Consider the following 24,311-nt stretch of genomic DNA (forward strand, 5'->3'; position numbering starts at 1 on the left):
CGGCGGGCGCCGGAACGCCCGCCTTCTATTTTTGTGTCTTTAACGGTCAGAGACCGAGGCTTGCCTTGACGGCTTCCGCGCCCGGTTCGCCCTTGAAAGTGGTGACGCCCGCAAGCCATTTGTCGATCTGGTCCGGATGCGCCTTCAGCCATTCCTTGGCGGCTGCAGGACCTTCAGCGCCCTCATCCAGAATCTTGCCCATCAGCTCGTTCTCGATATCGACGGTGAAAGTGAGGTTCTTGAAGAACGTTGCGGCATTCGGGCACTGTGCGGCCCAGCCGGTGCGGCCAAGCGTGTAAACCTCCGCCCCGCCGAAATTCGGACCGAAATAGTCATCGCCGCCCGCGAGATACTCGATGTTGAGCTTGTTGTTCATGGGGTGCGGCGCCCAGGCCAAGAACACGACCCATGCCTTGTCCTTATTCTTGCGGTCCACCTGCGCGAGCATGGCCTGCTCGCTCGATTCCACCAGCTTCCAGCCATCGAGCTTGAATTTCTGGTCCTCGATGATCTTCTGGATGTTCTGGTTGGCAGGCGCACCCGGCTCGATGCCGTAAATCTCCTTGCCGAATTTGTCCGCATGGGCGGCAAGGTCGGCAAAGTCCTTTACGCCTTCGCTTGCCACATAATCCGGGACGGCCAGCGTGAACTTCGCTCCTTCAAGATTTTTGACGATGACTTCGGCGGCCTTCGCCTTGTCGAGATCGTCGCGGAATTTCTGCTGTGCGGGCATCCAGTTGCCGAGGAAGACGTCAAGATTGCCGGTCTTGAGCGCTTCATAGCCGATCGGCACGGACATGGTCTTCACGTCGGGCTTATAGCCGAGACCTTCCAGCAGCACGCTGGCGACGGAGTTGGTGGAGGTAATGTCGGTCCAACCCGGATCGGACAGGCGGATGGTTTCGCAGGCCGCGGGATCGGCAGCAGAAGCCGCCCCTGAAAGCCCCGCCAGTGCCGTGAAAGCCAGTGCCGCAATCTTCAAATAGCGCATGTGGTGACCCCTCTGATTAATTAAAACCGGTTATGTCTCGTATTCCTACTTTAAGGAGAACATCATTTAGGCTAAGGAAAAACCCATTCATTTTTTATCGAAGCTATAGAGAATATTTATGGTTTCTCCTTCCTGGGAGCTTGGCAGTCTTGGCGTTTTCGAAGCGGTGGGGCGATTGGAAAATCTGACCCTTGCAGCGCGCGAACTCGGCATGACGCAACCGGCGGTCAGCTATCAGATAAAACGTATCGAGGAGCGTCTGGGCGTTGCATTGTTCGCCCGGCGGGCGCGTGGCGTCGAGATATTGCCAGAGGGCCGCATTCTGTATGAAGCGGTGCGCTCCGGTCTCGATGGAATCGACGAGGCCGTGCAGCGGATCAAACGCCGCCAGCGCGCGCCGGGATTACGCATAGCCACCGACTATGGCTTCGCGACGTTCTGGCTGATGCCGCGCGTCGCGCAGTTTCGCCCGAAACATCCGGAAGTGGATGTCCGCATCACGGCATCATCCATGCTTCAACCGCTCGACCGGCGTGATGCGGATATTTCGATCCTGTTCGGCGGACGGGAGGATTTTCCGAAGGATGCCATCGCCTTCATCGGCGAAAAGGTCGTGCCGGTCTGTTCCCCGGCCTATCTTGCTGCGCATGGTCCGTTTCCGGATGGGAAACGGCTCGGTACGGCCTCGCTGCTGCATCTCGATACACTGCAGGGCGATCGCTGGTTCACATGGCAGTCATGGCTCGGTGCTATCGGTGAAGACATTGACGACGGCAATTACGGGCTGGTCTTCAACACTTATAATCTGGTGATCGAGGCAGCCATTGCCGATCAGGGCGTGGCGCTCGGCTGGGCAGGGCTGATCGACGGGGCCGTGCAACGCGGACAGCTTATCCATGCCTGCGAGGTGTCGCAGACAAGCGACAAGGGGTATTGGCTGATTTTCAATCCGGATATTTCCGCCGGGGCGCGCAAGCTCGCACTGGAATTACTGCAGGCAGCAGACGGAAGCTGATGCTTCAATAGACAAGCTAATTTAGTAGAGTTGATCGCAATCAATGAAATCCGGCCCCGATATGGGTTGATGGGGCAGGCGCGTGTTCCATATCGCTTTTGGGATGCGTTGCATTGCCATTCACCAATCACGCAGGAAAGGATGAATCATGTCGGCAAACGGTAAGGTTGCTCTTGTCACGGGCGCAGCACAGGGCATTGGGCGCGGGATCGCGTTGCGGCTGGCCAAGGACGGTTTTGATATCGCGCTGGTCGACCTGAAGGCCGACAAGCTTGATGCGGTCAAGCAGGAAATCGAAGCGCTGGGCGGCAAGGCATCCACCTTCTCTGCCGATGTCAGCAAGCGTGACGATGTTTACGCCGCGATTGACCATGCGGAGAAGACGCTTGGCGGTTTCGATGTCATCGTCAACAATGCAGGTATTGCGCAGGTTCAACCCATAGCCGCCGTCAAGCCGGAAGAAGTCGAACGGATTTTCCGCATCAATGTCGATGGCGTTTTGTGGGGCATTCAGGCGGCTGCCGCCAAGTTCAAGGCGCGCAAGCAGAAGGGCAAGATCATCAATGCGTCTTCCATTGCGGGCCATGACGGGTTTGCGATGCTTGGCGTCTATTCGGCCACAAAATTCGCGGTGCGCGCGCTGACCCAGGCTGCGGCCAAGGAATATGCGAGCGCCGGGATCACGGTGAACGCCTATTGCCCCGGCATTGTCGGCACCGATATGTGGGTTGAGATCGACGAGCGCTTCTCGGAAATCACCGGTGCGCCGAAAGGGGAGACCTACAAGAAATATGTGGAAGGGATCGCGCTTGGCCGTGCCCAGACGCCGGACGATGTGGCGGCACTTGTGTCGTTCCTCGCAAGCCCGGATTCCGATTACATCACCGGTCAGGCCATCCTGACGGATGGCGGTATCGTCTATCGCTGATTGTTCCGGTCCCGCACCTTTCGGGGTGCGGGGCATCCGGCGTTTACGCTGTTCAGCTCTGTGTTAGACTGTCCTTCTTTGAGAGGAAGGGCTGACCATGACACGTCTGACGGCGAAGGATTTTCCGCAAGAACTTCTCGAACTTTATGATTTCTATGCCCATGGCCGGATAACCAAGCGCGAGTTTCTGGATCGGGCCGCGAAATTTGCGGTCGGCACCATGACGGCAACAACCATACTGGCATCGCTCAGTCCTGATTATGCGATGGCGCAGCAGGTCGAATTCACCGATCCCGATATCCATCCCGAATACATCACTTATCCCTCACCGGAAGGAAATGGTGAGGTCCGTGCTTATCTGGTGCGACCGGCCAAGCTGCAGGGTAAGCTGCCAGCCGTCGTAGTGGTGCATGAAAATCGGGGCCTTAATCCCTATATCGAAGACGTTGCCCGCCGCGTTGCAAAGGCCGGTTTCATCGCGCTTGCGCCTGATGGACTCACTTCGGTTGGTGGTTATCCGGGCAATGACGACAAGGGCCGCGAATTGCAGCAGCAGGTTGATCCGACCAAGCTGATGAACGACTTCTTTGCAGCGGTCGATTTCATGATGAAAAGCGATCTGACGACCGGAAAAGTTGGCATTACCGGCTTCTGCTATGGCGGTGGTGTTGCCAATGCGGCGGCGGTTGCCTTTCCAGAATTGGCAGCAGCCGTGCCCTTTTATGGCAGGCAAGCTCCGGTGGATGAAGTGCCGCGCATCAAGGCGCCCATCCTGTTGCACTATGCCGAACTCGATACGAGCATCAACGAGGGCTGGCCCGCCTATGAGGAAGCGCTGAAAAAGAACGGCAAGACCTACGAGGCTTACATCTATCCGGGCGTCAATCACGGCTTTCATAACGATTCCACGCCGCGTTATGACGAAGCGGCGGCGAAGCTCGCATGGGACAGGACCATCGAGTGGTTCAAGCGCTATCTGGCCTGAAGTCAGGCCTTGGCTTTGAACGATTTGAAGGTGTTGACGGCGATCACCACGACAATGCCGATCAGGACGGCAAGCACGGCCTGCATGAAAGATGTGGCGACCCATTCGAAGGCGGCTGAAAACCGGGTGCCTTCGCTCGGCAAATGCGAGACGATGGAATGGATGAAGGCTTCAACGCTGTGGATGCCGATTGAATCGAGACCATGAACGATGATGCTGCCACCGACCCAGAGCATGGCGATGGTGCCGACGGTGCTCAGAACCTTCAATATGATAGGCATGCCCGCGACCAGCCCCTTACCGAGCTGCCTGCCGAAAGCCGTGTGGCTGTTGCGCACAAGCGCAACGCCCATATCATCGAGCTTCACGATAATGCCGACCACGCCATAAACGGCGAAGGTGATCAATATGCCAACGGCGGCGAGGATGGCCGCCTGCGTATAGATACTCGACGGGGCAAGTCCCGCCAGCGTCAGCGCCATGATTTCGGCAGACAGGATGAAGTCCGTGCGGATCGCACCGTTGACGGTCGTTTGCTCGATCTCTTTAGGCGTCGCGCCCTTGCTCTCCTCATGTTCCTCTTCCTTGTGCGGGATGAAAAACTCGACCAGTTTTTCTGTCCCTTCGAAGGCCAGGTAGACACCGCCGATCATCAAAAGCGGCATGATGAAAGAGGGGGCGAAATAGCCGAGAATGAGCGCCAGCGGCAGCAGGAAGATGAGCTTGTTGCGCAGCGATCCCTTGGTGATTTTCCAGATGACGGGTAATTCGCGTTCGGGCTTCAGCCCTACCACATATTTCGGTGTGACGGCTGTATCGTCGATGACGATGCCCGCCGCCTTGGCGCTGGCCTTTGCCGTCTGTCCTGCAACATCATCAAGCGAGGCTGCCGCCATTTTTGCAATGGCTGCGACATCATCAAGAAGCGCGAACAAGCCGGACGCCATGGGGAACCTTTCTATGTTGCTGTTGCAGGTAGCTAAACTTTGAAGGGGCACTACGTCTAGATAGAAATATTCATTCCCTGTGACTGTATCTGGAATCGATACAATCTGTGCATGATTGTCAATATTTCAATGATCATGCCGATGGTTATATTGACGGTAACACAACAGGAGAGATCGCCATGCTTAATCAGATCAAGGGCCTCCACCACGTTACCTCACTTGCCGCCGATGCGCGTTCCAACAACCGGTTCTTCACAGATGTACTGGGACTGCGCCGCGTCAAGAAGACGGTCAATTTCGATGAGCCGAGCGTCTATCACCTCTATTATGGTGATGAAGTGGGAACACCTGGCACGGTCATGACCTATTTCCCGTTCCCAGGCATGCCGCGCGGGCGCGACGGTACAGGTGAAGTGGGGACCACGGTTTTTGCCGTGCCGCAAGGTTCACTCGGTTTCTGGAAGGATCGCTTCGAACAGTCCGCCGTCAAGGTTGAATCCGAAGACGAGGCATTCGGTGAAAAGCGTATCCATTTCCGTGGGCCAGACGGTGACAGCTTTGCTTTGGTGGAAGTGAGGGATGATCCGCGTGCGCCGTGGGCGCATGAAGGGGTCGATGCAGACCACGCCATTCGTGGTTTTCACTCGGTCTCGATGCGGCTTCGCGACGAAGGCGCGACCTCGGAACTGCTCAAATATATGGGATACCAGAAGCTTGATGTGAAAGACGGCATCACCCGCTTGATCATGCCGGAAGGCAATGGTGCGGGCGTCATCGATCTGGAAACCCTGCCATTAGTCGGTCGCAACCAGCAGGGTGCCGGTTCCGTGCATCACGTGGCATTCGCCGTTGATAATCGCGAAAAGCAGTTGGAAGTGCGCAAGGCGCTGATGGATACGGGCTATCACGTCACGCCGGTCATCGACCGCGATTACTTCTGGGCGATCTATTTCCGTACGCCAGGCGGTGTGTTGTTCGAGGTGGCCACCAATGAACCCGGTTTCGACCGCGACGAGGATACTGCGCATCTCGGTGAAGCGCTGAAGCTGCCGGCGCAACACCAGCATTTGCGCAATTATCTCGAAGAACATCTCGACAAGATCTGAGGATGTCGGGACAGGAGATCGAACATGACTATCCAAACCTATGAGCACCGGCTGAAGGCTGGAGCGAACGGAGCACCGCTCTTCATCGTGTTTCACGGCACAGGCGGCGATGAGAACCAGTTTTTCGGCTTGGCGGAACAGCTCTTGCCGGACGCGACCATCGTATCGCCGCGTGGTGACGTTTCGGAATTTGGCGCTGCACGCTTCTTCCGTCGCACGGGCGAGGGCGTCTACGACATGGAAGACCTTGCTCGCGCCACCGACAAGATGGCCGGGTTCATTGCTGGCCTTGTGTCTGAACACAAGCCGTCCGAAGTGATTGGGTTCGGCTATTCCAATGGCGCCAATATCATGGCGAACCTGCTGATCGAGAAAGGCAGAGTGTTCGACAAGGCAGCACTTCTGCATCCGCTGGTGCCGTTCAGGCCGAAGGACAATCCGGCGTTGGAAGGCGCGAAAATTCTTATGACCGCCGGGCGGATGGACCCGATTTGTCCGCCGGATCTGACAGAAGCGCTCGCACATTATTTCGAACGCCAGAAAGCCGATGTCGAGCTTGTCTGGCATCCGGGCGGACACGAATTACGCCAGACGGAACTGGCCGCTGTTCAGTCACTTCTCGGAAATGCGTAAAAACAAAAATGCCGCCATTCGATCCTGAACGGCGGCATTTTTGTTTTGGCCCCTCTTGTAATTTTCATTATATATTATACTTAATTGTATATTGATGATGAGGTGACGAGATGGATGTGATTTCGGGCGGCCTGCCCGCCCATAAAAACAAGATGACGCGGGCGGAAATGGAGGGGCGGGCAACCGAAGTTGCCGAACTCCTCAAGACGCTGTCGCATCCGGCGCGCCTCATGCTGGCTTGTACCCTTGCGGAACGGGAATATTCGGTCGGAGAGCTGGAGGAAGCGCTTGGCATTCACCAGCCGACGCTGTCGCAGCAGTTGGGCGTGCTGCGTGAAGCAGGCATCGTGGAAACCCGTCGCGAAGCGAAGCAGATTTTCTATCGACTGACGGAAGCCAAGGCCGCACAGCTCATCGAGGCGCTCTACGGCATTTTCTGCGCACCGGAGGGCCGGTCATGATCGTAACCTATCTGCAATCGCTGGCGGGCGGCATGCTGCTCGGTCTTTCCGCAGTCCTGCTTCTCGTCTTCAACGGACGCATTGCCGGTATCAGCGGCATTGTCGGGCGGCTTCTGGGTGGCAAACAGGTTCCAGCCAATGTGGTCTTTGTCGTGGGCCTCGTTCTCGGACCGGTCATCTATGCAGCGATTTATGGTTCCTTTCCACCGGTCACGATGGCCATGTCATGGCCTGTTATCGTTGTTGCAGGGCTTCTGGTCGGTATCGGAACCCGTATGGGGTCGGGTTGCACCTCCGGCCACGGCATTCTGGGCATGGCGCGGTTTTCCAAGCGTTCGATAGCCGCGACGCTCACCTTTCTCTTAACCGGCATTTTGGTGGCCAGCATTTCGGGAGCATTGCTATGAAACAGTCGGCATATGCTCGTCTCGCCATGACGCTGCTTGCGGGTGCGATTTTTGGCTTCGGCCTGTCGCTGTCGGGCATGATCGATCCGTCGCGCGTGACGGGCTTCCTGAATATTACCAGCGGTCATTGGGACCCGAGCCTTGCCTTCGTGCTGGGCGGCGCTCTGCTGGTGGCTATCCCCGGCGTGATGCTGCAGCGGCGTATGGCGCGGCCTGTGCTGGACCAGTCTTTCCATCTGCCGGAAAAGACCGAAATCGACCGGCGGCTGATCACCGGCGCTGCCATCTTCGGCGCAGGCTGGGGGCTGGCGGGGTTCTGTCCCGGTCCCGTCGTGTCCGCACTTTCCATGGGGCTGCCGCAGGTATGGCTCTTCGTTGCGATGATGGTTATGGGAATGATTTTCCACGACCGCGTCATAGCAAGGTCCTGACAGGAAAATCATTCCGGGCAGCGAAATTGCGGACAAATGACAGTGGAAGCATTCAAATCTTGAACTCTTTGGTCAAATTACCCTTTTAATAGGGAGATGAATGAGTTAGGCACCCTGTGAATAATCTCGAGGGAGCCCCGCCATGGCTGGATTGCTGAAACGCTTTGCCGGATATTATCGTCCGCATCGCGGGCTGTTCGCGCTGGATTTTACCAGCGCCGTGGCCTCCGGCCTGCTTGAGCTTGCCTTTCCGGTCGCCGTTACGCTTTTCATCGACAAGCTGCTGCCGACGGGTCAGCTTGGCGTGATCGCCATTGCTGCGGTCGGTCTGCTCGCCATTTATGTCGTCAATGCCTTCCTGCAGGTCATCGTGACCTATTGGGGGCATATGCTCGGCATCAAGATCGAGACCGAGATGCGCCGCAAGGCCTTCGATCATCTGCAGAAACTCTCCTTTGGCTTCTTCGACAATCAGAAGACCGGCCATCTTGTGGCGCGACTGACCAAGGATCTGGAAGAGATCGGCGAGGTTGCGCATCACGGGCCGGAAGATGTCTTCATTGCGATCATGACCCTGATCGGCGCGTTCGTCCTGATGCTGTGGGTGCATGAACCTCTGGCGCTGATAACTGCGGTCATCGTTCCGCTGTCGGCCTATGTTACCACCCGCTACGGCGGGCGCATGACGCACACCTGGCATGCGCTTTACCGGCGTGTTGGCGATTTCAATGCCCGGATCGAGGAAAATGTCGGCGGAATCCGCGTCGTTCAGGCCTTTACGAATGAAGACCACGAACGCCAGCTTTTCGCGGAGAGCAACGACAAATATCTGACCACTAAGCTCGCTGCCTACAAGATCATGGCGGCGTCGATGTCGCTGTCCTATCTGTCGATGCGCTTCGTGCAGGTCGTGGTGATGCTGGCAGGTGCATGGTTCGTGGTGCGCGGCGAACTGACGGCTGGCGGGTTTGTCGGCTTCCTGCTGCTGGTGAATGTGTTCTTCCGCCCGATTGAAAAGATCAATTCGGTTATCGAAACCTACCCCAAGGGGATTGCCGGTTTTCAGCGTTATACGGAGTTTCTCGATACACGACCGGATATCGCCGACCGTCCCGGCGCGCAGACCGTTGCCCGTCTGACCGGCGACATCGAATACCGGAATGTCAGTTTCGGCTACAGTGTCGAACGTCCCATTGTCGATGGTCTCGACATTTCCATTCATGCTGGTGAAACGATTGCCTTCGTTGGCCCGTCAGGTGCGGGCAAGACGACGATCTGCTCGTTGCTGCCGCGCTTCTATGACGTGACGCAGGGCGCCATTCTCGTCGACGGTATTGATATTCGCGATATGACCCTGAAATCTCTGCGGTCGAATATCGGCATTGTCAGTCAGGACGTATTTCTGTTTGCCGGAACCATCCGGGAAAACATCGCCTATGGCCGTCTTGATGCGACCGACGCGGAAATCGTCGAGGCTGCGCGCCGTGCAAGGCTTGATGGCGTGATCGCCAATCTGCCGGAAGGTTACGACACGGTTATCGGCGAGCGCGGCGTGAAGCTTTCCGGCGGGCAGAAGCAGCGCATGGCCATTGCGCGCATATTCCTGAAAAACCCGCCGATCCTGATACTGGATGAGGCGACGTCTGCGCTCGATACGGAAACCGAACGCGCCATTCAGCAATCGCTCGCGGAGCTTTCACAAGGCCGCACGACGCTGGTGATCGCGCATCGCCTGGCAACCATCGTCAATGCCGACCGCATTCTGGTGGTGGAAGGCGGGCGAATTGCCGAACAGGGCAGTCATGCCGAGCTTCTGGCTATGAAGGACGGACGCTACAAGCGCCTGCATATTGCACAGGCCAGTCTGGATCAGGGGCATTATTCAGCGGCGGAATAGGCCCGATCTGCATATCAGGACGTATTCACGGAAGACGGCCTTTGGCCGTCTTTTTGTTATCTCGCGGCGAGACGAAGAGTTTCCATTGATATCTGATGTATCAGACATTGACATATCAGTTCCGCTGTTTCAGGATCGTCGTGTTAATTCCGTGACAAACAGGTGTTGCCTTGGGTGATAACGTTTCCCCCCTTTCTCCGATCAAGGTGAAGAGCCTCAGAGACCATGTGCATGACAATCTGCGGGAGGCAATTATTTCCGGTCGGATCAAGTCCGGTGAAAAGCTGAACGAAAGACAATTGGCATCCGATCTCGGTATCAGCACGAGCCCTTTGAAAGAGGCTCTGCGCCAGTTGGAAGGGGAGGGGCTGGTTAGAACGGAGGCGCGTCGTGGGACATTTGTTTCGTTCAGTGCGCGGCAGGCTGAAGAGATGACACTCGCTCGCGCCGCGCTGGAAAGCATCATTGCGCGGCAGGCGGCCAAGCACGGCGACGAGGAGGCGTTCGGCTTTCTTCGCGCAGTGATCGAGGAAATGCGGGCGGCGGTTGAGGCGGGCAATGTCGATCAGTTGATCGAACTGAACGAGAAGTTCCACGATGGCATTCATGAGGCATCGGGATGCGAATATCTGCGCCGGTTGCAAAATGCGCAGCGCATGTACGACCACGCCGCAAGGGTGACTGTCCTGTCACGCGAGGATGTGCGTCGCCAGTCATTCAATGAGCATGAAGCAATCATGCAGGCAATCACGGCGCGCAACGGCGATCTGGCCGAGCGCCTGATGCGCGAACACATCGTGAAAGCGGGAGATACGCATATCGAACTGGTCTTCTGACCGGTACATTGGGAGGGAAGAATGGATTTAGCGGGCTACCGCCGGGTGCTTCGAGGTATTTCGGGCGTGCATGCGACTGCCTATGACGCAAAGGGTGAGGTCGATGCCGATCTGACCGGTAAAATCGTTAAGCGTATTGCTGAAGCGGGTGTTCATAATATCGTCACTGGCGGGAATACCGGCGAATTTTACAGTCTCACCGAGGAAGAAGTCATTCGCCTGCAGGCGATTGCCATTGCTGCGGTCGACGGAAAAGCCGCTGTAACGGCTGCCGCCGGACGTTCGGTGCGTGAGGCGATCAAGGTCGCACGAGCGGCAGGTAAAGCCGGAGCCGATGGCGTGATGATCCATCATCCGCTCGATCCCTTCGCTGCGCCCCATGCGCAGGTGGACTATTTCATTGCGATTGCCGAAGCCATCGACCTGCCTATTGTTGCCTACATCCGGTCGGACCTGATCCCGCTTGATGAGATGGTGCGCCTTGCCACCCATCCGAAGGTCGCGGGCGTCAAGTTTGCATCGCAGAACACGATGCTTTTCTTCGAATGCTGCCGGGCGACGAAGGGCATGGATGCGACCTGGATCTGCGGCTTGGCGGAAAGCTGGGCCTTGCCATTCTATGCCCTTGGTGGGCGCGGGTTCACGTCGGGCCTCGTCAATGTCGCGCCGAAACGCTCGCTTGCTGTCTGGAATGCGCTGGAGGCAGGAGATTTCGCAAAAGCGCGGACAGTGGTCGAGAGCATCGCCGATTTCGAGACCATGCGTACCAAATACCGCAACGGCGCCAATGTGACAGTTGTTAAGGAAGCATTGCAAATTCAGGGATTTGGGGTCGGCAAAGTACGACTTCCCGGATTGCCGCAGCTTGAAACGAATGACCGCGAGACGCTCCAGAAAATCGTCTCGGGCTGGGAGACTGATGGCATTGTCTGACAAATGAAACCTGGGCGTCCTGACAGGGAGAAGAGGGACGCGCCGGAAAACCAAAAAGTGGAGGAGAACATGAATAAGGGAATTTCACGCCGCACATTCATGGCGGGAGCCGGGATTGCGACCGGCATGGGTATCATGCTGCCGAAAGGTGCGTGGGCACAATCGGCGAAACTGCCGTCTTCGCCGGTGGCGCTCAACGTCATCGATGCGGCAGGCAATCTGGCTTTGACCCAGCCGATTTTCGACAATTTCGCGGCTGAGCAAAAGGCGCTTGTTTCGCGCTTCACCTTCAACAAGGCACCGGCACCCGAACTGCCAGGGAAGATCAAGGCGCAGCAGCGCGCCAATCGGATCGATATCGATATGGTGATCGTCGGGCCGGATGCGCTTTCCGCCGGACTTGCCGACGATATATGGACCGACATTATTGCGCTGCCGGATAACGGCCTGCCGAAACTTCAGGATATCTATCTGGAACCCGCGTGGCGCATGCAGGAAATGTCGAAGGGTAAGGGCGTCGTGGTGTCCTATTATCCATCCGGCCCCTTGCTTGAATTTCACCCCGACAAGGTGAAGACGCCGCCCAAAACCGCTGAAGAATTGCTGGCCTGGGCGAAGGAAAATCCAAACAAGTTCATCTATGCCCGCCCGGCCAATTCCGGTCCGGGACGCACCTTCCTGATGGGGCTTCCCTATCTTCTGGGTGACAGCGATCCGAAGGACCCGGTCAAGGGCTGGGACAAGACCTGGGCCTATTTGAAGGAACTGCACAAGAATATCGAATACTACCCGGCAGGCACAGGCGCGCTCATGAAGGAACTGGGCGAGGGCACGCGCGATATGACGGTGACGACCACCGGCTGGGACATCAATCCGCGTGCGCTCGGCGTGGTGCCGAAGGAGATGGGTGTCAGCAAGCTGGAAGGTTTCCACTGGGTTTGCGATGCGCATTATTTCGCCATTCCCAAGGGCGTGTCCGAGGAAAAGGTCGCGGTGCTGATGGAGTTCATCAAGTTCTCGCTCAAGCCCGACCAGCAGGCCTATTCCTATGATGCCGGCTATTTCTATCCGGGCCCTGCGGTGAAGGACGTCACCATCGAAATGGCGCCCAAGGAAAGCCAGAACATTATCGCTGAGTTCGGCCGTCCGGAATATGCCGAGTGGATCGCCAACAATCCGATCGAGCTGCCGCTCGAACCGGAGGCGCTGGTCGCTGCATTCCGTCGCTGGGACGAAGACGTCGCCGCTGGCTGATTGACCAAGGCCGGGTGGGTGGCGAGCCGTGAACGGCTCGCCATTGGCCGCTGATAGTCGCCAATTCTAAATCATGGTGTTTGCGTCAATGTCCTTTCAAGAACTCCGGCTAGACCGGATGAGCCGATCATTCGGAACTTTCAATGCGCTGAGGGAAATCAACCTCACCATTCGGAAAGGCGAATTCATTGCACTTCTCGGCCCTTCCGGCTGCGGAAAATCGACGGCTCTCAATTGCATTGCCGGTCTTCTTGGTACGACGGGTGGTGGTATCTATATCGACAACCGTCGCGTCGACCAGCTTAAGCCGGAGGATCGTGGCTTCGGCATGGTATTCCAGAACTATGCGCTGTTTCCGCATATGAATGTTCTGCAGAATGTCGGTTTTGGCCTCAAGATGCGCGGTCTGGCAAAGAGCGAGATCGAAAAGCGCGCGCGGGCTGCATTGGCTTTGGTGCGCCTGCAAGGACAGGAAGAAAAACTGCCCGGACAGCTCTCCGGCGGTCAGCAGCAGCGCGTGGCGATTGCCCGCGCCATCGTCATCGAACCGCCTGTGGTTCTCATGGATGAGCCGCTTTCCAATCTCGATGCGAAGCTGCGCCTTGAGATGCGGGCCGAAATTCGCCGTATTCATAACCAGCTTGGCTCGACGACGATCTATGTGACCCACGATCAGGATGAAGCCCTGTCGCTCGCCGACCGCATCGTGGTCCTGCGCGATGGTGAAATCCGCCAGGTCGGCAAGCCGCATGATCTTTACGAAGAGCCGCGCTATCGCGATGTTGCCGCCTTCATGGGCTTCCGCAACGCTTTGCCGGGCAAGGTTGTGCGCGTCGAAAACGGGCAGGCGGTTATTGCCGTTGCCGGAAGCGAACTCGTTGGCCGTGCGATGGATGAGCTTAAGCCGGGCGACGATGCCGTGTTGATGGCCCGCGGCGATGATGTCGTGTCGGGTTCTGGTCACCGCAACGATCTGCAGGCGACCGTCGAGACCATCGAATATCGTGGGCGCGAATATGTCGGCACGGCCCGTACCGAAACCGGGATGGAGCTCGTCTTCCATGGGCCGCAGGGCGTGGAACCCGGCAGCCGCATTGTGCTGGGCGTCGATGCTGGCCATGCGCTGGTTTTTCCGGCGGAGGGCTGACCAATGGCGGTAGAGAGTTATGCAGATGCGCCGCTCAAGCCCGATTTGCGGCCCAACTTGCGACAACGCCTCGCCAATCGCGGCTTCGACGGCGTTACCCTTCTGATCCTGCCCGCGCTGCTTTTTGTGGTGGGCGTCTTCATCTACCCGTTTCTTTACGGGCTGGTCCTGTCGTTCAATCCGCTCGATGGCGGTGGGGCGCTGGCCAATTACCGCAAGTTCTTCTCCGATCCCTATCTCTACAAAACCATCGGCGCGACGCTGTGGCTGGCGGTTCCCGTCACCATCATCAGTGTACTTTTCGCGGTTCCCATTGCCATGCGCGTGCGCCTGATGCCGCGCCAGCGCCTGCTGACGACGATCCTCGTTCTGCCGGTAACACTCGGTACTGTTTTGATCGCGGAAGGTCTGCTGAATTACTTGGGGCCGCAGGGCTGGTTCAGCCGCACACTGATCACTATCGGCCTGATCGACAGCCCGTTGAAACTCACCAACAATTACTGGGGTGTCTTTGCGTCGCTGGTCATCACGGTGTTCCCGTTCACCTTCCTGCTGACGCTTTCTTACATAACCGGCATCGATCCCGCGCTTGAACGCGCCGCCGCCACCCACGGCGCCAATAGCTGGCAGCGCTTCCGCCATGTCATGCTGCCCCTGCTGGTGCCGGGACTGGTCGTCGCGGCCTGCCTCACCTTCGTGCAGGCCTTTGCCGTGTTCCCGTCTGCCGTCCTGTTGGGTGCGCCTTCGGGGCCGACGCGCGTGATCTCGATTGCCGCAGCGCAGGCGGCCTTCGAGCAATATGACGACTCCATGGCTTCATCCATCGCCATGATCATGGCAGCGGTGCAATTGCTCGTGGTCGGTGCGCTTCTGGGCGTGCGTTCGCTCTTCTATCGCGGTTCCACCGCCGGCGGAAAGGGATAGGTCATGATCCGCGATACTTCCATACTTTCCAAGCTCTGGATCACCCTTGTCTGGCTTGTGACCGGCTTCTTCGTGCTGAATGTTCTGGCGGTCATCACTGCCGTGGTGGTTTCCAGTTTCGGCACGCGCTGGCTCGGCACATGGCTGCCGGATGCTTTTACCACGCGCTGGTATGCGGCGGCCTGGGCTGAATTCCAGCTCGATCAGGTGCTTCTGGTCACTTTTCAGGTCGTCTTTGCCGTGGTGATCCTGTCGGGCATTCTGGGCGTAATGGCAGCTTATGCCATGGCGCGCCGTGATTTTCCGGGCAAGAAGCTTGTGCTTCTGATCTTCCTGCTGCCGCTTCTGGTGCCGCCGATTACCTTCGGCATTCCGCTGGCGACCGTGCTTTACAAGTTCGGCGTGGGTGGCACGTTCTGGGGCGTCGTTCTCGCCAATCTCGTGCCGACGGTGCCCTTCGTCATTCTGGTAATGATCCCCTTCATCGAGCAGATCGACCCGAAGGTCGAGGCAGCGGCGCGCGTGTTCGGCGCAGGCACGTTCAAGCTCTTCATCCATGTGCTTCTGCCGATGCTGATGCCGGGCGTGCTCGCGGCCATGCTTCTGGTTCTGGTGCGCACGGTGGCTATGTTCGAGCTGACCTTCCTGACCGCGGGGCCGACATCGCAAACGCTCGTGGTTGCGCTTTATTACTCGGTGTTCGCTGCCGGGGTCCGCTCTGTCCAGTCCATCGACGCCATGGCGGTCATTTACATGGTCACCTCGCTGGTGTGGCTGCTTCTGGCACTGCGCTTCGTCAATCCGACGCAGATCGTTGCGCGTAACCGTCAACCATCCGCGCATTGAGGCACAATAGAATGAAAATCACGGCTATCGAAACGGTGCAGCTTCCGCACCTCAACAACATAGTGTGGGTGCAAATCCATACGGATGAAGGCATTGTTGGGCTTGGTGAGACTTTCCGCGGCGCGAATGCGGTCGCGGCCTATATCCACTGCGATATAGCGCCGCTGCTTGTTGGCCAGAACCCGTTGGAGATCGACCGTATCTCTAAATTGCTGCTGGAGCCCTATGTCGGCTTTCGGTCGTCGGGCGTGGAAATCCGCGCTGCCTCGGCAATCGACATTGCGCTGTGGGATATATTCGGCAAGGTGACTGGCCAGCCGATCCACCAGTTGCTCGGCGGCTTGTCTCGACAATCGATCCGGACCTACAACACCTGCGCCGGTTACACTTATAACAAGAGCGGTGCACGCCGTTATATTGGTGATGCCGACGAGGCGAAGGAAGGCCCCTACGAGGACCAGCTTGCCTTTCACAGGGATGCAGGCGCGCTTGCCGAAAGCCTTTTGTCGGAAGGCATCACGGCCATGAAAATATGGCCTTTTGACCCGTTCGCCGTCGCATCCGGCGGAAACTTTATCCATGCTGGCGATCTCGACAAGGCGCTGGAACCGTTTCGCCAGATACGCGATGCGGTGGGCGACCGGATGGAAATCATGGTCGAGTTCCACTCCATGTGGGACCTGACGTCGGCTCTGGCCATCGCGCGCGAATTGAAAGCTTTCAGGCCTTTCTGGTCGGAAGACCCGATCAAGATGATGAACCCGCAGGCGCTGGCCGTTTATGCGCGCCAGTCCGGCATCCCCGTCTGCGCAAGCGAAACCATGGCGACGCGGGCACAATTCCTCGATGTCCTGCGCGCCGATGCTTCCGATTATGTGATGCTCGATATTTCCTGGTGCGGCGGGCTTTCGGAGGCGAAAAAGATCGCCACCATGGCCGAGGCATTCCAGCGCCCCATTGCGCCGCATGACTGCACCGGCCCGGTGGTGTTTGCAGCCTCCATTCACCTGTCGCTCAACGCGCCGAATGCGATCTATCAGGAATCCGTCCGCGCCTATTACACGTCCTGGTATCGCGATCTGGTGACTGTGATGCCGCGTATCGAGAACGGCGTGATCTACCCGTTCGAGGGGGCAGGTCTCGGACTGGAACTCTCCGATTTCGTGCTCGATCATCCCGATGTCATCCGGCGGAAAACAAAGGCTGAATGATGGGGGCTGAATGATGGGACCGTTTCGCTGCATAGCCGATCTGCGCGGGCAATTGATGGAAAGTCCGGTCTGGGATGACCGCAGGCGAACACTTTTCGTCTGCGATATATACGGGCGCCGCATATATGAAATCGATATTGACGCCGACATAGATACCGGTCGGGGCGTGCTTCGTGAATGGACCTTTGTAAGTCAGGTGGCGAGCCTTGGATTGACCGAAAGCGGACGTCTCGTGGTGGCGCTTTCACGCCAACTCGTTCTGTTCGATCCTGAAACCGGCAGTCAGGAACCGCTGTGGTCCGCCTATGACGAGCCAGCCACCTCCCGCCTCAACGACGGCAAGGTCGGTCCCGACGGTGCATTCTGGATCGGCAGTATGGATGGCCGTCCGCAGCGTGAAACTATATCGCGGCTCTACCGGGTGACGGGTGACGGCAATGCATCGGTGAAGGCCGAAGGTTTCGAGATTTCGAACGGTCTCGCCTGGACGGCAGATGGCAGAACCATGTTCCATACGGATTCGCGCGGGCCGTGGATCGATCGTTACAACTTCGATCCGGAAAGCGGCAATATAAGCGGGCGCAAGCGCATTTGTGATCTCGATGAACTGAGCGGCAGGCCGGATGGCGGTGCCTGCGATGCCGAGGGTGCCTATTGGAGCGCGGGCGTGTCTGCCGGTGTCCTGAACCGCTTCGACCGCGAGGGCAATCTGCTTGAAAAAGTCCCGGTCCCGGTTCCGGCTCCGACAATGCCCTGCTTTTGCGGGTCTGATCTGACGCTTCTGGCCATCACCTCGCATCGTCAGTTGCCGGAAGCGACTCTGGAGACGGCCCCTCGGTCGGGGGGCGTGTTTCTGGCGCAGGCGTCTGTTGCCGGGGCTCCGGTGACCCGGATGAAGGGCGTCTAACGTGGTCGCGCGGACGCTTCGGAATGATTGTTTTGAACCGAATTCTATCCGGAGGCCGCTTTGCGCTCTTCGGCATCTATTCTGATCGGGAAGGTAGGGAAATGACCAGGAAGACCTATGGCGATCTGCGTTCGGCGCGCTGGATGCTGCCCGATGACCAACGATCGTTCGGCCATCGTTCGCGAACCATGCAGATGGGATACGACCCGGTTGACTGGGAAGGTCGTCCGATCATCGCCATCATAAATACATGGTCCGAGGCCCAGCCGTGCCACATGCATTTCAAGGATCGGGTGGAGTGGGTCAAGCGCGGCATCCTGCAGGCGGGCGGCTTCCCGATGGAACTGCCTGCATTGTCGCTGTCGGAAAACTTCGTGAAACCGACAACCATGCTTTATCGCAACCTGCTGGCGATGGAGACCGAGGAACTGCTGCGCTCGCATCCGATCGACGGCGCGGTGCTGATGGGCGGCTGTGACAAGACCACGCCGGGCCTCGTCATGGGTGCGGTCAGTATGGGACTGCCGTTCATCTTCCTGCCAGCCGGGCCGATGTTGCGCGGCAATTATGCCGGTAAATATCTGGGTTCCGGTACGGATGGCTTCAAATATTGGGACGAGCGCCGCGCAGGCACCATTTCCAAGGAGGAATGGCAGGGGATCGAAGGCGGCATCGCCCGGTCCTACGGCCATTGCATGACCATGGGAACCGCATCGACCATGACCGCGATTGCCGAAGCCATGGGGCTGACGCTTCCCGGTGCATCATCGATCCCGGCTGCAGATGCCAATCACCAGCGCATGTCCACGCAATGCGGCCGTCGTATCGTCGAGATGGTTTGGGAAGACCTGACGCCGGAAAAGATCATGACGCCCGCCGCGATCACCAATGCGGTCACTGTCGCAATGGCGACGGGTTGTTCGACAAATGCCATCATCCATCTGATCGCGATGGCGCGCCGGGCGGGCGTGCCGCTGGAACTGGACGATCTCGACCGTATCGGACGCACGACGCCTGTGATCGCCAATATCCGGCCTTCCGGCACGACCTATCTGATGGAGGATTTCTATTATGCAGGCGGGCTGCGGGCGTTGATGCGGCAGCTTGGAGACAAGCTTGATCCTTCCGCAGTCATCGTGACCGGCAAGCCGCTGACCGATGGTCTGGAAGAGGCTCACATCTGGAACGAGGATGTGATCCGCCCGCTTTCCAATCCGGTCTATCATGAGGGTTCGCTTGCGGTGCTGAAAGGCAATCTTTGTCCCGATGGCGCAGTGATAAAGCCCGCAGCCTGCGATCCCCGCTTTCATCGCCACAAAGGCCCGGCGCTTGTCGCGGACAGCTACCCGGACCTGAAGAAGATCATCGACGATCCGGATTATCCGATGACGCCGGACACGGTTCTGGTGCTGCGCAATGCGGGTCCGCAGGGCGGGCCGGGCATGCCGGAATGGGGCATGATCCCCATGCCGAAAGCGCTGTTGAAGCTTGGGCTGCGCGACATGGTGCGTATTTCGGATGCGCGTATGTCGGGAACCAGTTTCGGTGCCTGTGTTCTGCATGTTGCGCCGGAATCCTTCATCGGCGGCCCTCTTGCCCTGTTGAAGACCGGCGATATGGTCGAGCTCGACATTCCAGCCCGCAGTCTCAACATGCTGGTTTCGGATGAGGAACTGGCAGCACGGCGTGCAGCCTGGCAGACGCCACCACCCAAATATGAGCGCGGCTACGGCTTTGTCTTTTCCAAGCATGTCGAACAGGCCGACAAGGGCTGCGATTTCGACTTCCTGAAAACCGATTTCGGCCGTCCTGTCGACGAACCGGTCATTTATTGAGAGGCAGCCTCGATGTCAGATTATGTGCTTTCCGAGGAAACGCGGGTGAAGCTGAAGACGGTTTCGACGGCGTCCGTTGCAACGGCGCTTTACAAGCGTGGCCTGCGCAACCAGTTCATTCAAGGCGTGCTGCCGGTGGCGCGAAAGCGCGAGAATATGGTCGGTCAGGCCTTCACATTGCGCTACATCCCGGCGCGGGAGGACCGCAACCCCATCACGGTTTTCCGCAATCCGGACCACAAACAACGCGTCGCGATAGAGACCTGTCCGCCCGGTTGCGTGCTGGTGATGGATGCGCGCAAGGATGCGCGTGCGGCCACAGCCGGATCGATCCTCGTGACAAGGCTCGCCTTGCGCGGCGCGGCGGGCATTGTTTCAGACGGCGGCTTTCGCGATGTCAGCGGGATCGGCGAGCTTGATATGCCGGCCTATTGCGCAAAGCCTTCCGCACCGACCAATCTGACGCTGCATGAGGCGGTGGACATCAATGTGCCGATCGCCTGCGGTGATGCGGCGGTGTTTCCAGGTGATGTGCTGGTGGGAGATGCCGATGGCGTGATGGTCATTCCGGCTCATCTTGCCGATGAAATTGCAGCGGAATGCATAGGCATGGAAACCTATGAGGATTTCGTGCTGGAAGAAGTGCTGAACGGGGCCACCATTGTCGGACTCTATCCATGCACGAAGGAAGAGACCGAGCACAAGTTCCAGAACTGGCGCGAGCAGAACGGTCGCTAACAGAGCATTTCCAGCAAAAGTGCGAAGCGGTTTTGCGTTGGATAATGTGCAAAAACAAAAGGGAGGCTTTCGCCTCCCTTTCACGCATTTAAGCTGCCTTGGCTCAATAAAGCACGTTCTTGGCTTCCGGCTGGTCGATATTGTCCTTGGTCACGACAACGGCGCCCGTATCGACAACCTTCTCGACCTTTTCCTTGTTCAGCACCTTCAGCAGGGTTTCAATGCCCTTTTCGCCCATCTGGTAGGAACCCTGAACGACGATGGCGTTGAGCGTGCCGTCCTTGACGAATTCCTGCAGGTCCTGATTGCCATCAAAGCCGATGGCGGTCAGCTTGCCGGACTTGCCTGCCTGCTTGATCGCGCGGCCCATGCCGATGGCGGTCGGCTCGTTGGCGCCGAAGATGCCGACGAGATCGCCATTGGCCGCCAGAACGTCGGTGGTCTGGTTGAGGGCAGTCGCCATCTGCGACTGCGAATAGTAGGGGCCCACGATTTCCAGCTTGGAATTGGCCTTGATGTAATCCACGAAGCCGCCGACACGACCGATTTCCGAGCCAGCGCCTGCAACATAGGACATGACGGCGATCTTGCCGGTCGTGCCTGCCTTGTCGATCAGGGCCTTGGCTGCGGCTTCACCGGCCTTGCGGTTATCGGTGGCGAGGAACGACTGGTAGTATTTGTCGCTGCCATCGGCGAGCTGCGAGTCGATGATGACGACCGGAATGCGGGCTTCCCACGCCTTCTTTACGGCAGGCGTCAGCGCGTCCGGATCGGACGGGGCAAGCAGGATTGCATCCACTTTGCGGTTCACGGCATTTTCCACCATGTTCACCTGATCGGCGATGGCCGATTCAGCCGCCGGACCCTGAAAGGTCATGGTGTGATCCTTGGAATCCTTGATCGCAGCTTCGGCACCCTTCTGGACGTTCTGCCAGAAAGTCGAATTCACGGTCTTCACGATAACGGCGATTTCGCCCGCCGAAGCGCCTGCCGCTCCAGCAAGCACAAAGGCCGAAGCCATCAATGCAGAAACCAGTTTACGCATGTTTTCCTCCTGTTATCGAGCTCTTGGCTCTACCCTTTTCCGGAATGCCTGACGCATTCCGTCTCCCCTCTCATCGGCGGTTGCGCATCTGGTCGATCCATACCGTGACCAGAATGACGAGGCCGATGATGATCTGCTGTGTGAAAGCGGAAATGCCGTTCATGTTGAGGCCGTTCCGCAAGATTCCGATGACGAACGAGCCGATGAACGTGCCCGAAATCGTGCCGACGCCACCGATCAGCGATGTGCCGCCGATGACCGCGCTCGCAATCGCATCCAGCTCGTAGGCGACGCCTTCATTGGGCTGTGCAGTCACGAGGCGGGACATGAGAACGCAGCCCGTCAGACCCGCCAGCGTTCCCGAAACGACATAAGTGAAGGCCGTCACGCGGGCGACATTGACGCCAGAAAGCCGTGCTGCCTCCGCATTCGACCCGATGGCATAGATGTGCCGGCCGAGCACCGTGCGGTTCAACACGAGCGCTGCCGCAATCGCGATCACGATCATCAGCACCACCGGGTAGGGAATGCCGGGAAAGGTGACGACCGGAAAGCCCTGTTCGTCAATACTCTCGATGCGAAACAGCGAGCCGTTGCCCAGCACGCCGAAGGATTCGCCAAGGCCGGAAACGGCGCGTGCACCGGTGATCTGAAGGGCGACACCGCGCGCGATCAGCATCATGCCGAGCGTGGCGATGAAGGGCGGCAGCTTCAGCTTGGTGATGACGACGCCATTGATGAGACCGCAGAGCGATCCCGTCAATATGCCGAGCAGCATGGCGAGCGGGATGGGCAGCGAAAGGTCCTTGACGGCAAGCGCGGCCACAACACCGGCAAGCGCCAGAACCGAACCGACCGAAAGATCGATGCCGCCGGTAATGATGACATAGGTCGCGCCGATGCCGAGAAATGCGATCGACGTCACCTGCAAGGCGATGGTCATCGCGTTGTTGACGGTCATGAAGGCGCTGCTGGTGACGGAAAAGATCGCTGCCAGAATGATAAGGCTGCCGACAGCCGCAAATTTCTGGATGATATCCTTCTGACGGTCGCTGAGCCCCTTGGATTTTGCCGTCTGCTGGGGCTTGTCCGTAGTGATTTCGGCCATTACTGCGTCCTCATTTGTCCTGCCGGCCCCGACCGGAGGCATAAGTCATGATTTCTTCCTGCGATGTCGCAGCCGTGTTCAGGACAGCAGTGATGCGTCCCTCGTGAAAGACTGCGACGCGATCCGAAAGCCCGAGAATTTCCGGCAGTTCCGAGCTGATCAGCACGATGCCGATGCCCCTTGCCGCCAGTTCATCCATGATCTGGTAGATCGCGAATTTTGCGCCGACATCAATGCCCCGCGTCGGTTCGTCGAAGAACATGATGCGCGGCTCGCGGAACAGCCATTTGCCGATGATGATCTTCTGCTGATTGCCGCCCGAAAGCAGACGAACCGGCTGGGCCAGTCCCGGCGTCTTGATGTTGAGAAGATCGACATAGCGTTGGCTCGCCTGCCGCTGCCGTTCGAAATCAATCACACCATAGGAACTGCTGACCGCTTCCATATTGGCGAGCGTTAGATTGGCATCGACCGGCATCTTGACCGCCAGTCCTTGCGCCTTGCGGTCTTCCGACAGATAGGCGATGCCTGCCTCGATAGCGTCGCGCGGGCTGGATATGGAAAGCGTTTCGCCTTCAAGCACGATTGTTCCGGCGTCATGCGGATCGGCGCCGAAGATCGCGCGTGCCACTTCCGTGCGTCCCGCGCCCATCAGCCCGGCAAAGCCAAGGATTTCTCCGCGCCTGAGTTCAAAGCCGATATTCTCGAAGACGCCGCTCCGTGTGAGCCCCGCAACCGAGAAAATGACTTCCTCCGTTGGTTTTCTTGTCGGTTCCGGAAACTTTTCATCAAGCGAGCGCCCGACCATCCCGGCCACGATTTCATCGACGGTCACAGCGTCAAAGTCCTTAGTCCAGACATAGCGTCCGTCGCGCAGGATGGTGACGCGGTCGACGATCTCCGCCATTTCATCGAGACGATGCGAAATATAGACGATACCGGTGCCTTGCGCTTTCAGTTCACGGATGACCTTGAACAGAAGCTGCGCTTCCTGCTCGGTCAGCGAGGAGGTCGGTTCGTCCATGATAAGGACGGAGGCATTGAGCGAGAGAGCCTTGGCGATTTCAACCATCTGGCATTGGGCCACCGACAGGTTCAGCACCTGCGCAGACGGATCAATCTTGACGCCAAGCCGGTCGAGGCAGTGTTGAGCGTCTTCCTTCAGTTTACGCCGGTCGACAAAGAAGCCGCGTTTCGGCTCGCGGGCGAGATAGATGTTCTCGGCAACGCTTAAGTGCGGAACGAGGTTCAGTTCCTGATGGATGATGGCAATGCCTGCAGCTTCCGATTCAAGCGTTGAGGCAAAGCGAACAGTTTGGTTGCGATAATGGATCGTTCCACCGTCCGGCTGATAGACGCCGCTGACGATTTTCATCAGGGTCGATTTGCCAGCGCCATTCTCGCCGCAGACGGCATGGACTTCGCCCGCCCGCAATTCGAAGCTGACATTCGACAGGGCTTTGACGCCCGGAAATTCTTTGGAAACTGAATCGAGCTTAAGCAATACAGGCGCGGTATCCGCGCGCGCTGTCGCTGACGGTAATGCTCCCATCGCGCTTCCTCCCTCGCGCAAAGTTTCGTCACCTATGAATGAAGGAGTAGAAGGCTGCCGGTTTCTGGTCAAGCCAGTTTTGTGAGGGCGGCGAAAATATCATGCAACGGCGATTGGAATCTGCGGATTTTTTGCGATTGAACGCAATTGGCCTGACCAAACGGCGATTTTAAA

At 58.0% G+C, this 24,311-nt stretch carries 24 protein-coding genes; 19 read left to right on the top strand and 5 right to left on the bottom strand.

The genetic code is table 11. The features are described 5' to 3' along the window. Window positions 1-46 precede the first annotated feature (46 nt). Complete coding sequence (gene choX / locus FIB18_RS12730; RefSeq protein WP_140021071.1) at window positions 47-991, bottom strand: choline ABC transporter substrate-binding protein; 945 nt, start codon at window positions 989-991, stop codon at window positions 47-49. Between the two features lie 118 nt (window positions 992-1,109). On the opposite strand from choX, the gene FIB18_RS12735 reads away from it, so the two are divergent. From FIB18_RS12735 to yghX, 3 genes are all read left to right on the top strand, one after another. After that, window positions 1,110-2,006 carry a LysR substrate-binding domain-containing protein gene (locus FIB18_RS12735; RefSeq protein WP_140021072.1) on the top strand — a complete coding sequence of 299 codons (897 nt, stop codon included), beginning with the start codon at window positions 1,110-1,112 and terminating at the stop codon, window positions 2,004-2,006. Window positions 2,007-2,154: 148 nt separating this feature from the next. Beyond that, on the top strand, window positions 2,155-2,934 hold the full coding sequence (locus FIB18_RS12740) for an acetoin reductase (RefSeq protein ID WP_140021073.1): 780 nt from the start codon (window positions 2,155-2,157) through the stop codon (window positions 2,932-2,934). Window positions 2,935-3,031: 97 nt separating this feature from the next. Next, window positions 3,032-3,919 (top strand): YghX family hydrolase, encoded by an 888-nt coding sequence (yghX, locus tag FIB18_RS12745; RefSeq protein WP_140021074.1) that lies wholly within the window; start codon window positions 3,032-3,034, stop codon window positions 3,917-3,919. Window positions 3,920-3,921: 2 nt separating this feature from the next. Here the strand turns inward: yghX and FIB18_RS12750 are convergent, their stop codons facing one another. Then, window positions 3,922-4,866: a DUF808 domain-containing protein gene (locus tag FIB18_RS12750; RefSeq protein ID WP_140021075.1), complete on the bottom strand. Its 945-nt coding sequence runs from the start codon at window positions 4,864-4,866 to the stop codon at window positions 3,922-3,924. A gap of 179 nt (window positions 4,867-5,045) precedes the next feature. On the opposite strand from FIB18_RS12750, the gene FIB18_RS12755 reads away from it, so the two are divergent. From FIB18_RS12755 to FIB18_RS12830, 16 genes are all read left to right on the top strand, one after another. Next, the gene (locus FIB18_RS12755; protein WP_140021076.1) at window positions 5,046-5,972 is read left to right on the top strand and encodes a VOC family protein; all 927 of its coding nucleotides are present in this window, start codon (window positions 5,046-5,048) and stop codon (window positions 5,970-5,972) included. A 24-nt stretch (window positions 5,973-5,996) separates the two neighbouring features. Then, window positions 5,997-6,605: an alpha/beta hydrolase gene (locus tag FIB18_RS12760; protein WP_140021077.1), complete on the top strand. Its 609-nt coding sequence runs from the start codon at window positions 5,997-5,999 to the stop codon at window positions 6,603-6,605. Window positions 6,606-6,715: 110 nt separating this feature from the next. Further along, complete coding sequence (gene bigR / locus FIB18_RS12765) at window positions 6,716-7,066, top strand: sulfite-sensing transcriptional repressor BigR (protein ID WP_140021078.1); 351 nt, start codon at window positions 6,716-6,718, stop codon at window positions 7,064-7,066. Beyond that, on the top strand, window positions 7,063-7,473 hold the full coding sequence (locus FIB18_RS12770) for a YeeE/YedE family protein (protein ID WP_140021079.1): 411 nt from the start codon (window positions 7,063-7,065) through the stop codon (window positions 7,471-7,473). The genes bigR and FIB18_RS12770 overlap by 4 nt, the downstream gene beginning before the upstream one ends. Then, window positions 7,470-7,904: a YeeE/YedE family protein gene (locus FIB18_RS12775; RefSeq protein ID WP_140021080.1), complete on the top strand. Its 435-nt coding sequence runs from the start codon at window positions 7,470-7,472 to the stop codon at window positions 7,902-7,904. Before FIB18_RS12770 ends, FIB18_RS12775 begins: the two co-directional genes overlap by 4 nt. Before the next feature lie 142 nt (window positions 7,905-8,046). Then, a complete protein-coding gene (locus tag FIB18_RS12780; protein WP_140021081.1) occupies window positions 8,047-9,801 on the top strand; it encodes an ABC transporter ATP-binding protein in 1,755 nt (584 codons plus the stop codon). Between the two features lie 227 nt (window positions 9,802-10,028). Then, complete coding sequence (locus FIB18_RS12785) at window positions 10,029-10,637, top strand: GntR family transcriptional regulator (protein WP_140021238.1); 609 nt, start codon at window positions 10,029-10,031, stop codon at window positions 10,635-10,637. 21 nt (window positions 10,638-10,658) lie between these two features. Further along, entirely contained in the window at window positions 10,659-11,570 is a 912-nt protein-coding gene (locus FIB18_RS12790) for a dihydrodipicolinate synthase family protein (RefSeq protein WP_140021082.1), read from the top strand. 99 nt (window positions 11,571-11,669) lie between these two features. Further along, window positions 11,670-12,824: an extracellular solute-binding protein gene (locus tag FIB18_RS12795; RefSeq protein WP_235894895.1), complete on the top strand. Its 1,155-nt coding sequence runs from the start codon at window positions 11,670-11,672 to the stop codon at window positions 12,822-12,824. Window positions 12,825-12,897: 73 nt separating this feature from the next. Continuing rightward, window positions 12,898-13,971 (top strand): ABC transporter ATP-binding protein, encoded by a 1,074-nt coding sequence (locus FIB18_RS12800; protein WP_174977423.1) that lies wholly within the window; start codon window positions 12,898-12,900, stop codon window positions 13,969-13,971. Window positions 13,972-13,974: 3 nt separating this feature from the next. Further along, window positions 13,975-14,895, top strand: a complete 921-nt coding sequence (locus tag FIB18_RS12805) for an ABC transporter permease (RefSeq protein WP_140021085.1) — start codon at window positions 13,975-13,977, stop codon at window positions 14,893-14,895. 3 nt (window positions 14,896-14,898) lie between these two features. Beyond that, window positions 14,899-15,741 (top strand): ABC transporter permease, encoded by an 843-nt coding sequence (locus FIB18_RS12810; RefSeq protein ID WP_140021086.1) that lies wholly within the window; start codon window positions 14,899-14,901, stop codon window positions 15,739-15,741. An 11-nt stretch (window positions 15,742-15,752) separates the two neighbouring features. After that, complete coding sequence (locus tag FIB18_RS12815) at window positions 15,753-16,952, top strand: mandelate racemase/muconate lactonizing enzyme family protein (RefSeq protein WP_140021087.1); 1,200 nt, start codon at window positions 15,753-15,755, stop codon at window positions 16,950-16,952. 10 nt (window positions 16,953-16,962) lie between these two features. Beyond that, window positions 16,963-17,859, top strand: a complete 897-nt coding sequence (locus FIB18_RS12820; protein ID WP_140021088.1) for an SMP-30/gluconolactonase/LRE family protein — start codon at window positions 16,963-16,965, stop codon at window positions 17,857-17,859. 101 nt (window positions 17,860-17,960) lie between these two features. Then, window positions 17,961-19,694 carry an L-arabinonate dehydratase gene (araD, locus tag FIB18_RS12825; protein ID WP_140021089.1) on the top strand — a complete coding sequence of 578 codons (1,734 nt, stop codon included), beginning with the start codon at window positions 17,961-17,963 and terminating at the stop codon, window positions 19,692-19,694. A gap of 12 nt (window positions 19,695-19,706) precedes the next feature. Continuing rightward, window positions 19,707-20,432 (top strand): ribonuclease activity regulator RraA, encoded by a 726-nt coding sequence (locus FIB18_RS12830; protein ID WP_140021090.1) that lies wholly within the window; start codon window positions 19,707-19,709, stop codon window positions 20,430-20,432. A gap of 103 nt (window positions 20,433-20,535) precedes the next feature. Here the strand turns inward: FIB18_RS12830 and FIB18_RS12835 are convergent, their stop codons facing one another. From FIB18_RS12835 to FIB18_RS12845, 3 genes are all read right to left on the bottom strand, one after another. Further along, a complete protein-coding gene (locus tag FIB18_RS12835) occupies window positions 20,536-21,477 on the bottom strand; it encodes an ABC transporter substrate-binding protein (protein WP_109987463.1) in 942 nt (313 codons plus the stop codon). A 70-nt stretch (window positions 21,478-21,547) separates the two neighbouring features. Continuing rightward, a complete protein-coding gene (locus FIB18_RS12840; protein ID WP_140021091.1) occupies window positions 21,548-22,585 on the bottom strand; it encodes an ABC transporter permease in 1,038 nt (345 codons plus the stop codon). Between the two features lie 10 nt (window positions 22,586-22,595). Next, a complete protein-coding gene (locus tag FIB18_RS12845; protein ID WP_140021092.1) occupies window positions 22,596-24,137 on the bottom strand; it encodes a sugar ABC transporter ATP-binding protein in 1,542 nt (513 codons plus the stop codon). Window positions 24,138-24,311: the final 174 nt, after the last annotated feature.

The organism is Brucella pecoris (genome assembly GCF_006376675.1).
Lineage (GTDB): Bacteria > Pseudomonadota > Alphaproteobacteria > Rhizobiales > Rhizobiaceae > Brucella > Brucella pecoris.

What these genes read in the sequence shown, in the direction of transcription:
- FIB18_RS12840 (WP_140021091.1), bottom strand. Translation starts at nt 22,585, where the DNA reads ATGGCCGAAATCACTACGGACAAGCCCCAGCAGACGGCAAAATCCAAG.
- araD (WP_140021089.1), top strand. Translation starts at nt 17,961, where the DNA reads ATGACCAGGAAGACCTATGGCGATCTGCGTTCGGCGCGCTGGATGCTG.
- FIB18_RS12750 (WP_140021075.1), bottom strand. Translation starts at nt 4,866, where the DNA reads ATGGCGTCCGGCTTGTTCGCGCTTCTTGATGATGTCGCAGCCATTGCA.
- FIB18_RS12800 (WP_174977423.1), top strand. Translation starts at nt 12,898, where the DNA reads ATGGTGTTTGCGTCAATGTCCTTTCAAGAACTCCGGCTAGACCGGATG.
- FIB18_RS12815 (WP_140021087.1), top strand. Translation starts at nt 15,753, where the DNA reads ATGAAAATCACGGCTATCGAAACGGTGCAGCTTCCGCACCTCAACAAC.
- FIB18_RS12775 (WP_140021080.1), top strand. Translation starts at nt 7,470, where the DNA reads ATGAAACAGTCGGCATATGCTCGTCTCGCCATGACGCTGCTTGCGGGT.
- FIB18_RS12820 (WP_140021088.1), top strand. Translation starts at nt 16,963, where the DNA reads ATGATGGGACCGTTTCGCTGCATAGCCGATCTGCGCGGGCAATTGATG.
- FIB18_RS12795 (WP_235894895.1), top strand. Translation starts at nt 11,670, where the DNA reads ATGGCGGGAGCCGGGATTGCGACCGGCATGGGTATCATGCTGCCGAAA.
- FIB18_RS12760 (WP_140021077.1), top strand. Translation starts at nt 5,997, where the DNA reads ATGACTATCCAAACCTATGAGCACCGGCTGAAGGCTGGAGCGAACGGA.
- FIB18_RS12805 (WP_140021085.1), top strand. Translation starts at nt 13,975, where the DNA reads ATGGCGGTAGAGAGTTATGCAGATGCGCCGCTCAAGCCCGATTTGCGG.
- FIB18_RS12810 (WP_140021086.1), top strand. Translation starts at nt 14,899, where the DNA reads ATGATCCGCGATACTTCCATACTTTCCAAGCTCTGGATCACCCTTGTC.
- FIB18_RS12790 (WP_140021082.1), top strand. Translation starts at nt 10,659, where the DNA reads ATGGATTTAGCGGGCTACCGCCGGGTGCTTCGAGGTATTTCGGGCGTG.
- FIB18_RS12740 (WP_140021073.1), top strand. Translation starts at nt 2,155, where the DNA reads ATGTCGGCAAACGGTAAGGTTGCTCTTGTCACGGGCGCAGCACAGGGC.
- bigR (WP_140021078.1), top strand. Translation starts at nt 6,716, where the DNA reads ATGGATGTGATTTCGGGCGGCCTGCCCGCCCATAAAAACAAGATGACG.
- FIB18_RS12830 (WP_140021090.1), top strand. Translation starts at nt 19,707, where the DNA reads ATGTCAGATTATGTGCTTTCCGAGGAAACGCGGGTGAAGCTGAAGACG.
- FIB18_RS12770 (WP_140021079.1), top strand. Translation starts at nt 7,063, where the DNA reads ATGATCGTAACCTATCTGCAATCGCTGGCGGGCGGCATGCTGCTCGGT.
- choX (WP_140021071.1), bottom strand. Translation starts at nt 991, where the DNA reads ATGCGCTATTTGAAGATTGCGGCACTGGCTTTCACGGCACTGGCGGGG.
- FIB18_RS12845 (WP_140021092.1), bottom strand. Translation starts at nt 24,137, where the DNA reads ATGGGAGCATTACCGTCAGCGACAGCGCGCGCGGATACCGCGCCTGTA.
- FIB18_RS12755 (WP_140021076.1), top strand. Translation starts at nt 5,046, where the DNA reads ATGCTTAATCAGATCAAGGGCCTCCACCACGTTACCTCACTTGCCGCC.
- FIB18_RS12835 (WP_109987463.1), bottom strand. Translation starts at nt 21,477, where the DNA reads ATGCGTAAACTGGTTTCTGCATTGATGGCTTCGGCCTTTGTGCTTGCT.
- FIB18_RS12735 (WP_140021072.1), top strand. Translation starts at nt 1,110, where the DNA reads ATGGTTTCTCCTTCCTGGGAGCTTGGCAGTCTTGGCGTTTTCGAAGCG.
- yghX (WP_140021074.1), top strand. Translation starts at nt 3,032, where the DNA reads ATGACACGTCTGACGGCGAAGGATTTTCCGCAAGAACTTCTCGAACTT.
- FIB18_RS12780 (WP_140021081.1), top strand. Translation starts at nt 8,047, where the DNA reads ATGGCTGGATTGCTGAAACGCTTTGCCGGATATTATCGTCCGCATCGC.